Below are 11,768 nucleotides of genomic sequence, written 5' to 3'. Positions count from 1 at the left end.
GCATTTGAGAGCAGCAGTCAGTTGCTGGAAAGGCGATCACCCTTGGCGAACTTCCAGGTGCGGATGATTTCCAGGCGGTCGACGTCATTCAGGTCGCCGGTAAACGGGGCGAAAGGCGCGGCCAGGCGCACGATGCGTTGCGCGGCCTGGTCCAACAGCGGTTGGCCGGAGGACTCCAGTACCTGCACCTCATATAACGTACCGTCACGATTGATCGATACCAGTAAGCGCAAATTGCCATAAATCTGCTGGCGCCGTGCTTCATCCGGGTAGTTGAGGTTACCGATGCGCTCGACCTTCTTGCGCCATTCATCCTTATACCAGGCGCCTTTGTCGCGCATGGTGGAGGCGGCATTCAGCCGGTAGATGCGCGGGCGCTTGGCGTACAGCTGCTGTTCGTGAGCCAACTCGGCTTCCAGGCTGGAAATTTCATCGGTCAGCGTCGAACTGTCGAAGGTCGGCGCGGGCTTGACGGGCTCAGGCGTCGGCTCGGTCTTGGTTTTTTCACGTTGGGTCGGGGCTTTTTGCGGCTTGGGTGCGACAGTCGCCACGGCAGCCTTGGGCGCGGCCTGCTTGACCTCGGGCTTGGGCGCCGGCGGCGGGGTGACTTTATTCACCTTGTTGTCCTGGAACGGCGCCACTTCGGTGGTCTTGGGCACAGCCTTCTTGTCGAGGGTGCCGCTGCCTTGCTGGTTGTCCTGGGCAAGAAAGTCCGCTTTTTCAGGCTTCTTTTCGCTCTTGAACGTGGCGAGGGTGATTTCCAGGGTCTTGGAGATTTGCTTGGGTTCGGCAAAGGTGAAGCCCAGGCCGAGGATCAGCGCCAGGTGGATCAACGCGGCCAGAAACAGGGTAAAACCGAGACGATCAGCCGGGCGCACGCCGCTGTGGGAGAGTTCGGGGGGCAGATCGGACGGGAGTGTCATGACAAAAAAACCAACATCGCGCGTTTCACAGGTGGCGCATGATAACGCAATGTTGGTGCGTGTCCGGCTGTTCTATGTCACTTGGCTTGTAGCTTGCGCTCAATGGCCGCCATCAGCATTTCACCGATGTTTGTGCCAAATGCATTGTCTATCTCGCGGATACAGGTCGGGCTGGTGACGTTGATTTCAGTGAGGTGCTCACCGATTACATCGAGTCCTACAAATAATAGGCCCTTTTCACGCAGGGTCGGGCCGACTTGGCTGGCGATCCAACGGTCCTTATCCGACAACGGCCGTGCTTCACCACGACCACCGGCCGCCAGGTTGCCACGGGTTTCACCCGCTGCCGGGATGCGCGCCAGGCAATAGTCCACCGGCTCGCCGTCGATCATCAGGATGCGCTTGTCGCCGTCCTTGATCGCCGGCAGGTAAGCCTGGCCCATGATCTGCTGGGTGCCCAGTACAGTCAGGGTTTCCAGGATCACCGACAGGTTCGGGTCGCCGGCGCGGTGACGGAAAATCGAAGTGCCGCCCATGCCGTCCAGCGGCTTGAGGATCACATCGCCATGCTTGGCGGCGAATTCACGCAGCACGTCGGCGCGGCGGCTGACCACGGTGGGCGGCGTGCACTGTGGGAACAGGGTGGCGAACAGCTTTTCGTTGCAGTCGCGCAGGCTTTGCGGCTTGTTGACGATCAGCACACCAGCGCGTTCGGCTTGCTCCAGCAGGTAGGTGGAGTAGACGAACTCCATGTCGAACGGCGGGTCCTTGCGCATCAGGATCACGTCGAGGTCGCTCAGCGGGCTGTCGACTTCACCTTGCAGTTCGAACCACTTTTCCGGGTTGGCAAACACCTGCAGCGGGCGCATGCGTGCGCGGGCCTCGCCGTCACCCTGGTAAAGGTCGCGCTGCTCCATATAGAACAAGGTCCAGCCGCGGGCCTGGGCGGCCAGCAGCATGGCCAGCGAGCTGTCCTTTTTATAGGAAATGCTGGCGATAGGGTCCATGACAATGCCGACGCGAACGCTCATGGGGGATTTCCTCTAGCAAATTAGGGCGCATAAAAGTGGCGTCAGAGTGGCGCTGCGGCTGTTGTGGGTCAAGGAAAAACCACCTGGCCGGTTGCTCGATAGATTGCGCCCAAAGACTGTGCTAAAAAGACTGCCACGGCGCAGCAGCCCTTGAATTCCAAGGCTTGCGGCGCTCATCCTGTGCAACATCAGGCAGTACACACCGAAAACCGATTCGCTGTGGCGATGGTAGAGCAGATATGGAACAGCATTCCAACGCCTTGAGAGTGATGGTGATCGACGATTCGAAGACGATCCGCCGCACCGCCGAGACCTTGTTGAAGAACGCGGGGTGCGATGTCATCACGGCCATCGACGGTTTCGATGCCCTGGCCCGGATTGTTGACCATCACCCGCACATTATCTTTGTAGACGTCATGATGCCGCGCCTGGATGGCTACCAGACCTGCGCGCTGGTGAAGAACAACCCGGCGTTCAAGTCGATCCCGGTGATCATGCTGTCCTCCAAGGACGGCCTGTTCGACAAGGCCAAGGGGCGCATCGTGGGTGTCGATCAGTTTTTGACCAAGCCTTTCAGCAAGGAAGAACTGCTGGGTGCGATCAAGGCCTACGTGCCTGCCTTCGCCGCAGTAGAACAAGCACATTGACACCGCCTCACAAGGGCTGGCGTCTACCTAAGTAGTGGGGAAAACCATGGCACGTGTTCTGATCGTCGACGATTCGCCGACCGAAATGTACAAACTGACCGGCATGCTGGAAAAGCACGGCCACCAGGTCCTCAAGGCCGAAAACGGCGCGGACGGCGTGGCCCTGGCCCGCCAGGAAAAACCCGACGCCGTGCTGATGGACATCGTGATGCCGGGCCTCAACGGCTTCCAGGCCACCCGCCAGCTGTCCAAGGAACCGGAAACCAACGGCATCCCGATCATCATCATCACCACCAAGGACCAGGAAACCGACAAGATCTGGGGCGCACGCCAGGGCGCCAAGGACTACCTGACCAAGCCGGTGGAAGAAGACACCCTGATCGCCACCCTGAACAAGGTGCTGGCCGGCTGACGGCAGGCCATCATGACCGAGTCGCAAACCGCCTTCGAGCTGTTGCTGGACATCGACCGCCGCTGTCGCCTGCTGGCCGCCGACCTGCCGTCGCAGGAAACCCGCCTGCAACGCTGGAGCGGCATCGGCTTTCGCGTGGGGCAGCATTGGTACGTGGCGCCCATGGGCGAAGTCGCCGAAGTCCTGCATGAACCGCGTTGCACCTTGATGCCGGGGGTCAAGGCCTGGGTCAAGGGCGTGGCCAACCTGCGCGGGCGGTTGTTGCCGGTGATGGACCTGGGCGGGTTCCTTGGCCTTGCGCTGTCCAAGGCGCGCAAGCAACGGCGGGTGCTGGTGGTGGAATACAACGACCTGTTTGTGGGGTTGCTGGTGGATGAGGTGGTAGGCATGCAGCATTTCGCGCAAGACGCCCTGCAGGCCGAGGCCGCGCCCGGCGCGTCGTTTATCCAGGGCCAGTTCGACGGCGACCCGCTGTGGCAGGTCTTCAGCCCCTTCGCCCTGGCGCAGTCCCCAGGCTTCATGGATGTTGCCGCATGACCACCCCAACCACGCCCAAACCCCAGGCCGCTTCGCGTAGCCGCTCGCAGATCATCGTGCTGTTTATCGCGTTGATCGTGTTCATCATGTTGTTGTTCGCCAACTTCGCGTACCTCAACACCCAGTCGACCTACGACAAACAGTACATCGGCCATGCCGGTGAACTGCGGGTACTGTCCCAGCGCATCGCCAAGAACGCCACCGAAGCCGCCGCCGGCAAGGCTGCCGCGTTCAAGCTCTTGAGCGATGCGCGCAACGACTTCGCGCGGCGCTGGGGCTACCTGAAAAAAGGCGACCCGGAAACCGGCCTGCCCGCCGCGCCCAACGCGGTGCGCGCCGAAATGCGTGCGGTGCAGACCGATTGGGAAGCATTGCTGAAAAACACCGATGCGATCCTCGCCAGCGAGCAGACCGTGCTGTCCCTGCACCAGGTCGCCGCCACCCTGGCCGAAACCGTGCCGCAATTGCAGATGGAGTCGGAGAAGGTCGTCGACATCCTGTTGCAACGCGGCGCCCCGGCCAGCCAGGTGGCGCTGGCCCAGCGCCAGTCATTGCTGGCTGAACGCATACTGGGTGCGGTAAACACGGTGCTGGCTGGCGACGAATCCGCCGCCCAGGCTGCCGATGCCTTTGGCCGCGATGCCAACCGTTTCGGCCAGGTGCTCAACGGCATGCTCCAGGGCAACGCCGGGTTGCGCATCACCCAGGTCGAAGACCACGACGCCCGGGCGCGGTTGGCGGAAATCGCTGAGCTGTTTGAGTTCGTTTCCGGCTCTGTGGATGAAATCCTCGAAACCTCGCCGCAACTGTTCCAGGTGCGCGCCTCGGCAAGCAATATCTTCAACCTGTCGCAAACCCTGCTCGATGAAGCCTCGCACCTGGCCACCGGATTTGAAAACCTCGCCAGCGGGCGCAGCTTCGACACCATCGGCGGTTATGTGCTGGGCTTGCTGGCGCTGGCGTCGATCATCCTGATCGGCCTGGTGATGGTGCGCGAAACCAACCGCCAATTGCATGAAACCGCCGAGAAGAACGAGCGCAATCAGAACGCGATCATGCGTTTGCTGGATGAGATCGAAGACCTGGCCGACGGTGACCTCACGGTCACGGCCTCGGTGACCGAGGACTTCACCGGCACCATCGCCGACTCCATCAACTATTCCGTCGACCAACTGCGTGATCTGGTGGCCACCATCAACCTCACAGCGGGGCAGGTGGCCGGTGCGGTGCAGGACACCCAGGCCACCGCCATGCACCTGGCCCAGGCCTCGGAGCATCAGGCCCAGCAGATTGCCGAAGCCTCCACCGCGATCAACCAGATGGCCCAATCCATCGACCAGGTGTCGGCCAACGCCGCCGAATCCTCGGCGGTCGCGGAGCGTTCGGTAGAGATCGCCAACAAGGGCAACGAGGTGGTGCACAACACCATCCACGGCATGGACAACATCCGCGAGCAGATCCAGGACACCGCCAAACGCATCAAGCGCCTGGGCGAATCGTCCCAGGAGATTGGCGATATCGTCAGCCTGATCGACGATATTGCCGACCAGACCAACATCCTTGCGCTGAATGCCGCGATCCAGGCGAGCATGGCCGGGGATGCCGGGCGCGGCTTTGCCGTGGTCGCCGATGAAGTGCAGCGGCTGGCCGAGCGCTCGTCGGCCGCTACCCGGCAGATCGAAACCCTGGTGCGGGCGATCCAGGCCGACACCAACGAAGCGGTGATTTCCATGGAGCAGACCACCACCGAAGTGGTGCGCGGCGCGCGCCTGGCCCAGGACGCCGGAGTGGCGCTGGAAGAGATCGAAGGCGTGTCGAAAACCCTGGCGGCGTTAATCCAGAGCATCTACAACGCGGCGCAGCAGCAGACGTCGTCGGCGGGGCAGATTTCCCTGACGATGAACGTGATTCAGCAGATCACCACGCAGACGTCGTCGGGGTCGACGGCCACGGCGGAGAGCATTGGTAACCTGGCGAAAATGGCCAGTCAGTTGCGGCGCTCGGTGTCCGGCTTCACCCTTCCAGCGGCCAAACAGGCCGAAGATTGAAATGCAGCCAAATGTGGGAGGGGGCTTGCCCCCGATTGCAGTGGGTCAGCTAAAACACTTGCTACTGATACACCGCTATCGGGGGCAAGCCCCCTCCCACAGTTGATCTCCATCTATCTGGGGATCTCTGTAGCACCAGCAACCCACGAATTCTAAGCGGAGCAGTTATGGTTGATCGGCACGACTACGTGGCCCTCGAATGGGTCAAGGGCGACATTGCCGAAACCCTGAGCCAGGCCCGTTCGGCGCTGGATGCCGAGGCCCTCGACGAGTGCCTGGCCGCCATCCACCAAGTGCATGGCGCATTGCAAATGGTCGAGTTCTACGGCGCAGCCTTGTTGGCCGAAGAGCTCGAAGCGCTGGCCCTGGCGCTCCAGGCCGGGCAGGTCAGCCAGCGCGAAGAAAGCATTCGCTTGCTGCAACAGGCACTCACCCAATTACCGCTCTACCTGGACCGCGTGCACAGCGCCCGCCGCGACCTGCCGCTGGTGGTGTTGCCGTTGCTCAACGATCTGCGCAGCGCCCGTGGCGAAAGCCTGCTGTCGGAGACCAGTCTGTTCAGCCCGCAACTGCTGTCGATTGCACCGCTGCCCGATGAAGCCCTGGCCCAACGCGCAGTACCCGACCTGCAAGACCAACTGCGCCAATGGCACTCACTGTTACAACAGGCTCTCTCCGGTTTGCTGCGCGAGGACCATGGCCCCAGCAACCTGGAAGACATGGCGCGGGTTTTTGCGCGCCTGGAAGCGCTGTGCCAGGGCGCGCCGTTGCTGCCGCTGTGGCAAGTCACCTCGGCGTTGGTCGAAGGCATGCTCACCGGCGTGATTGCCAACAGCCCGGCGTTGCGCAGCCTGCTCAAGGCCAGTGGCAAACAACTCAAGCGTCTGCTCGCCCAAGGCATTGGCGGCATCAACCAACCCGCACCGGATGAGCTGCTCAAGAGCCTGTTGTTCTACGTGGCCAAAGTCACCCGACCGACGCCGCGCATGCAGAGTTTGAAGGAGCGCTACGGCCTCGACGAAGCCCTGCCCGACAGCGCCGTGGTCGACGCCGAACGCGCGCGCCTGGCGGGGCCGAACCGTGATGGCATGGGCTCGGTGCTGGGTGCCTTGTGTGAGGAACTGGTGCGGGTAAAAGAACGCCTGGATTTATTCGTGCGCAGCGACCGTCAACACACCAGCGACCTTGACGCGTTGCTCGCCCCCCTGCGGCAGATCGCCGATACCTTGGCGGTGCTGGGCTTCGGCCAGCCACGCAAGGTCATCATCGACCAACTCGCCGTGGTACTGAGCCTGGCCCAGGGCCAACGCGAACCCAGCGACGCGGTGTTGATGGACGTCGCGGGCGCCTTGCTCTACGTCGAAGCCACGCTGGCGGGGATGGTCGGCACCGTCGAGCCGGAAAGCCGCGAAGACAGCCGCTTGCCCACCACGGATCTGACCCAGATCCACCAGTTGGTCATCCGCGAATCCGTCCAGTGTTTGAAGCAGGCCAAAGAACTGGTGATCGACTGCGTTGAGGCCGGTTGGGACAGCCTGCGCCTGGAGTCGTTGCCCGAATTGCTCAGCCAGGTGCGCGGTGCGCTGGCGATGATTCCGCTGCCGAAAGCCGCCAGCCTGATGCGTGGTTGCACCGATTACGTCGATGAACAGCTGATGGGCAGCGAAGGGGCGCCGTCCGAGGTGCACTTGAGTCATTTCGCCGATGTGATCAGCAGCCTGGAATACTACCTGGAGCGTCTGCTGCAAGACCCCGATGCCGGCGGCGAGCGGGTCTTGGAACGGGCCACCCAAGGCCTGTCCGCGCTGGGTTATCTTCCCGCCGAGAAACCGTGGCGCCAGGCCGCGCTCGTGACGGACGGCGTGGCCCTACCGGTTGCCGAACCCCATGATCCGATGCTGCTGGAGATCTTCCGCAACGAAGCCCAGAGCCATCTCGACAGCATCAACCATTTCCTGCAACAGGCCGCCGAACATGTGCCGCTGCAAGTCAGTGATGAACTGCAACGCGCCCTGCACACCCTCAAGGGCAGCGCCTATATGGCTGGCGTGTTGCCGATTGCCGAACTCACGCGCCCGCTGGACCACCTGACCCGCGAGTACAAGGCCCATCGCCTGCCGTTGGACCTGGACGAAGTGGAATTGCTGCTGGAGGCAGAAGCGCTGTTCCAGCGCGGGCTGCGTGACCTGGACAGTGACCCTGTGGCGCCGATCAAAGGCGCGCCGGAGTTGATCCTGCGCACTCAACGCTTGCTCGATCAGCAGTTGGCAGCGCTGTTGGACGCACCGAATACCGGCCTGCGCATCAAGCGCGACCCGCAACTGATCGCCAACTTCCTCGCCCAGGGCATGGACATCCTGCTCGACGCCGAAAACCTGCTGCGCCGCTGGCAACAGCACCCCGGCGAGCGCCAGGAACTCACCGCGCTGCTGGACGAACTGACCACGCTGGGGGAGGGCGCGCACGACGCCGACCTGCATGCCATCGACGAACTGTGCGAGGCCCTGCTCGACCTTTACGGCGCGGTGGAAGAAAGCAGCCTGGCGGTGAGCGAGCGGTTTTTCCATGAGGCCGAACACGCCCATGAAGCGCTGATCAGCATGCTCGACCAACTGGCCGCGGGCCAGGAAATCAGCCCGGCGCCGGTGCGGGTCGAAGCCCTGCGCGAGCTGTTGGACGAAGCCCTCGACCCGTCCGCCACCGGGCTGATCAAAAGCGACGGCAGCCACGCCCAGAGCATTGCCGAGCTGGGCGCTGCCACCCGGCAGTTGGGGCATGAAACGGCAATTGACGATGAAATCGTCGAGATCTTCCTTGAAGAAGCCGTGGACATCCTCGACAGCGCCGGGCAGTCCCTCAAGCGCTGGTTGCTGGAGCCCGATAACACGGCGCCGTTGTCGTCGTTGCAGCGCGATCTGCACACCCTCAAGGGCGGCGCGCGCATGGCTGGCATCGAGCCGGTGGGCGACCTGGCCTATGAGCTGGAATGCCTTTACGAAGGCTTGGTGGACCGTCGCTACAGCTACTCCACCGAGTTGTCCCAAGTGCTGATGGCCAGCCACGAGCGGCTGGCCTTGCAACTCGATGAGCTGCAAGACCAACAGCCCTTGAGCGACAGCGCCGAACTGGTGGCCAAGGTACGCGCGATCCGCCAGGGCAATGCACCAGCGGTTGCCACTGCGGCGCCGGCAACAGCAACTGCCGACCCTGAGCTGCTCGATATTTTCCTAGAAGAAGCCGCCGATATCCTCGACAGCTCCAGTGCTGCCCTGTCGCGCTGGCAAGCCGAGCCCGGCAACCGCCAGGAAGTCGAAACCCTGCTGCGCGACCTGCACACCCTCAAGGGCGGTGCGCGCATGGTCGAGATCGGGCCGATAGGCGACTTGGCCCATGAGCTGGAGTTTCTCTACGAAGGCTTGTCGGCGGGTTTGCTGGCGCCAACGGCGGAGCTGTTCGCGTTGCTGCAAGGCTGTCACGACCGTTTGGCGCAGATGATCGACGCGGTGGCGGATGGTTTGCCGGTGGGCTCGGTGGACAAGCTGATTGCGCGTATCCAAAGCCTGGTGCACCCCAGCGACGAACCGGTAGTGCCGGTCGCGTTGCCAGCGGGCAAGGCCGAAGCGGCAGTCGACCCGGCGGCCGATATGGTGAAAATCTCCGCCGAGCTGCTGGATGACCTGGTCAACCTGGCCGGCGAAACTTCGATCTTCCGTGGCCGCATCGAACAGCAAGTCAACGACGCCCGCATTGCGCTGACCGAGGTGGAAACCACTATCGAGCGCATGCGCGACCAACTGCGCCGCCTCGATGCCGAAACCCAGGGCCGCATCCTCAGCCGCCAGCAAGCCGAGGCCGAGCGCCTGGGCTATGAAGAATTCGACCCGCTGGAAATGGACCGCCATTCCCAGTTGCAGCAGTTGTCCCGTGCCCTGTCTGAATCCGTGTCGGACTTGCTCGACCTCAAGGACACCCTCGACAGTCGCAACCAGGACGCCCACGACCTGTTGCAGCAACAGGCACGCATCAACACCGAGTTGCAGGAAGGCTTGATGCGCACGCGCATGGTGCCGTTCGAACGCATGTTGCCGCGCCTCAAGCGCATCGTGCGCCAGGTGGCAGAAGAGCTGGGCAAGGACGTGGAATTCATCGTCGGCAATGCCGAGGGTGAGATGGACCGCAACGTGCTGGAGCGCATGGTGGCGCCGCTGGAACACATGCTGCGCAACGCCGTCGACCACGGCCTGGAGCCCCGCGAGGCACGGTTGCAGGCGGGCAAGCCGGCGACGGGGCGCATCACCCTGGACTTGACCCACGAAGGCGGCGATATCGTCTTCGATATGCGCGACGATGGCGCCGGTGTGCCGCTCGAAGCCGTGCGGCGCAAGGCGATCAAGCGCGGGTTGCTCGACCCTGACCAAGAGATCAGTGACCGCGATGTGTTGCAGTTCATCCTGCAACCGGGCTTCTCCACGGCTGAAAAAATCACCCAGATTTCCGGGCGTGGCGTGGGCATGGACGTGGTGCACGAAGAGGTACGCCAGCTGGGCGGCACGATGTTCATTGAGTCGACACCGGGTGTGGGGGTGCACTTTCGCATTCGGCTGCCGTTCACCGTGTCGGTCAACCGTGCGTTGATGGTGCAGTGCGCCGACGACCAATACGCGATCCCGCTCAATACCATCGAAGGCTTGGTGCGGGTGTTGCCCCATGAGCTGGCCGGGCATTACCAGCAAGACCCGCCGCACTATGAATACGCCGGCCAGCGCTATGAGCTGTTCTACCTCGGCGACCTGCTGCACACCGTCAATCGCCCGAAACTGCTGGGCCAGTACCAGCCGGTGCCGGTGCTGCTGGTGCACTACAACGAACGCCGCGTCGCGGTGCATGTGGATGCCATGGCCGGCACGCGGGAAATCGTGGTCAAGGGGCTGGGGCCGCAATTTGCCGGGGTGCAAGGGGTTTCCGGCGCGACGATCCTTGGGGATGGCCGCGTCGTGCTGATTATTGACCTGCTGGCGCACATCCGCGCACGGCAACCGGCGGTGCAGGCCCAGGCAGTGGAGGCGCCGCTGATCCTCAACGACCCGCTGAAAAAACGCCCGCTGCTGGTGCTGGTGGTGGACGACTCGGTGACCGTGCGCAAAGTCACCAGTCGCCTGCTGGAACGCAACGGCATGAACGTCCTCACCGCCAAAGACGGCATCGACGCCCTCGCCGTGCTCGAAGAACACACCCCGGACCTGATGCTGCTGGACATCGAAATGCCGCGCATGGACGGCTTCGAAGTCGCCACCCAAGTGCGCAACGACCCGCGCCTGATGCGCCTGCCGATCATCATGATCACCTCCCGCACCGGCCAGAAACACCGCGACCGCGCCATGGCCATTGGGGTGAATGACTACCTCGGCAAGCCTTACCAAGAGTCGGTGCTGCTGGACAGCATCGCCTACTGGAGCAAGTCCCATGCTTGACCACCGCACCAGCCAACTCACCGGCCTGCTGCTGCCTCTGGCTGATCGCCACCTGGTATTGCCCAACGTTGCCGTCGCCGAGCTGATCGACTTCCAACGCGGCGAACCGGCCAGCGATGCACCGCCGTGGTACCTGCGCCAAGTCACCTGGCGCGACCAGCAACTGCCGCTGATCAGCTTTGAAGCGGCGTGCGGCGAAGCCATCGTCACCGGCGAACGCTCACGGATCGTGGTGCTGAACGCCCTGGGCGGGCGGCCGACGTTGAAGTTCATTGCGCTGGTGATCCAGGGGATTCCACGTTCCTACAAGCTCGACAGCCAGTTGAGCTACGTGGACGTGCCGCTGTGTCCGCTGGAACTGGCGGCGGTACAGGTGGGCGAACATGTGGCAAAGGTGCCGGATTTAATGGGGCTGGAAGCGTTGCTGGTGGAGTCCGGGTTGGCCTGACTCACGCTTTCTTAACCCCAACGAGGATCAAAATGTGGGAGGGGGCTTGCCCCCGATGGCGGCGGGTCAGCTAAACATGTATCAACTGACAGTCAGCAATCGGGGGCAAGCCCCCTCCCACATTTGATCCTCGTTGTTTCGTCGACCGTGGCGGGATCGGTCAGTTGGTTGGGCTTCGGATTTTTCCTGCAAGATTTTGGGCAGGGCATGAACTTGTCGAGTGCGGTCGGCGGGCCTAGTCTTCATCCCGT

The 11,768-nt window shown here is 62.8% G+C and carries 8 protein-coding genes; 6 read left to right on the top strand and 2 right to left on the bottom strand.

The features are described from left to right. Positions 1-17 precede the first annotated feature (17 nt). Positions 18-923 (bottom strand): energy transducer TonB, encoded by a 906-nt coding sequence (locus tag DYL61_RS02365; protein ID WP_135307055.1) that lies wholly within the window; start codon positions 921-923, stop codon positions 18-20. A 77-nt stretch (positions 924-1,000) separates the two neighbouring features. Further along, positions 1,001-1,954 (bottom strand): glutathione synthase, encoded by a 954-nt coding sequence (gshB, locus tag DYL61_RS02360; RefSeq protein ID WP_135307054.1) that lies wholly within the window; start codon positions 1,952-1,954, stop codon positions 1,001-1,003. A gap of 239 nt (positions 1,955-2,193) precedes the next feature. On the opposite strand from gshB, the gene pilG reads away from it, so the two are divergent. The 6 genes from pilG (at position 2,194) to DYL61_RS02330 (ending at position 11,517) form a co-directional block, all read left to right on the top strand. After that, positions 2,194-2,601: a twitching motility response regulator PilG gene (pilG, locus tag DYL61_RS02355; protein ID WP_135307053.1), complete on the top strand. Its 408-nt coding sequence runs from the start codon at positions 2,194-2,196 to the stop codon at positions 2,599-2,601. A 46-nt stretch (positions 2,602-2,647) separates the two neighbouring features. Next, positions 2,648-3,013 carry a twitching motility response regulator PilH gene (gene pilH, locus DYL61_RS02350; protein ID WP_105699608.1) on the top strand — a complete coding sequence of 122 codons (366 nt, stop codon included), beginning with the start codon at positions 2,648-2,650 and terminating at the stop codon, positions 3,011-3,013. A 12-nt stretch (positions 3,014-3,025) separates the two neighbouring features. Continuing rightward, the gene (locus DYL61_RS02345; protein ID WP_135307052.1) at positions 3,026-3,550 is read left to right on the top strand and encodes a chemotaxis protein CheW; all 525 of its coding nucleotides are present in this window, start codon (positions 3,026-3,028) and stop codon (positions 3,548-3,550) included. Then, positions 3,547-5,598, top strand: coding sequence for a methyl-accepting chemotaxis protein (locus DYL61_RS02340; protein WP_135307051.1), 2,052 nt, complete (start codon positions 3,547-3,549; stop codon positions 5,596-5,598). Before DYL61_RS02345 ends, DYL61_RS02340 begins: the two co-directional genes overlap by 4 nt. Before the next feature lie 167 nt (positions 5,599-5,765). Next, on the top strand, positions 5,766-11,069 hold the full coding sequence (locus DYL61_RS02335; RefSeq protein ID WP_135307050.1) for an Hpt domain-containing protein: 5,304 nt from the start codon (positions 5,766-5,768) through the stop codon (positions 11,067-11,069). Further along, a complete protein-coding gene (locus DYL61_RS02330; protein WP_105699615.1) occupies positions 11,062-11,517 on the top strand; it encodes a chemotaxis protein CheW in 456 nt (151 codons plus the stop codon). Before DYL61_RS02335 ends, DYL61_RS02330 begins: the two co-directional genes overlap by 8 nt. The last annotated feature ends 251 nt before the right edge of the window (positions 11,518-11,768 follow it).

Source organism: Pseudomonas nabeulensis (assembly GCF_004682045.1).
GTDB classification, from domain to species: domain Bacteria; phylum Pseudomonadota; class Gammaproteobacteria; order Pseudomonadales; family Pseudomonadaceae; genus Aquipseudomonas; species Aquipseudomonas nabeulensis.
The sequence above is the reverse complement of the archived record's forward strand: the minus strand, read 5'-3'. Positions and strand labels throughout refer to the sequence as shown.

What these genes read in the sequence shown, in the direction of transcription:
- DYL61_RS02340 (WP_135307051.1), top strand. Translation starts at nt 3,547, where the DNA reads ATGACCACCCCAACCACGCCCAAACCCCAGGCCGCTTCGCGTAGCCGC.
- pilG (WP_135307053.1), top strand. Translation starts at nt 2,194, where the DNA reads ATGGAACAGCATTCCAACGCCTTGAGAGTGATGGTGATCGACGATTCG.
- DYL61_RS02345 (WP_135307052.1), top strand. Translation starts at nt 3,026, where the DNA reads ATGACCGAGTCGCAAACCGCCTTCGAGCTGTTGCTGGACATCGACCGC.
- DYL61_RS02335 (WP_135307050.1), top strand. Translation starts at nt 5,766, where the DNA reads ATGGTTGATCGGCACGACTACGTGGCCCTCGAATGGGTCAAGGGCGAC.
- DYL61_RS02365 (WP_135307055.1), bottom strand. Translation starts at nt 923, where the DNA reads ATGACACTCCCGTCCGATCTGCCCCCCGAACTCTCCCACAGCGGCGTG.
- DYL61_RS02330 (WP_105699615.1), top strand. Translation starts at nt 11,062, where the DNA reads ATGCTTGACCACCGCACCAGCCAACTCACCGGCCTGCTGCTGCCTCTG.
- gshB (WP_135307054.1), bottom strand. Translation starts at nt 1,954, where the DNA reads ATGAGCGTTCGCGTCGGCATTGTCATGGACCCTATCGCCAGCATTTCC.
- pilH (WP_105699608.1), top strand. Translation starts at nt 2,648, where the DNA reads ATGGCACGTGTTCTGATCGTCGACGATTCGCCGACCGAAATGTACAAA.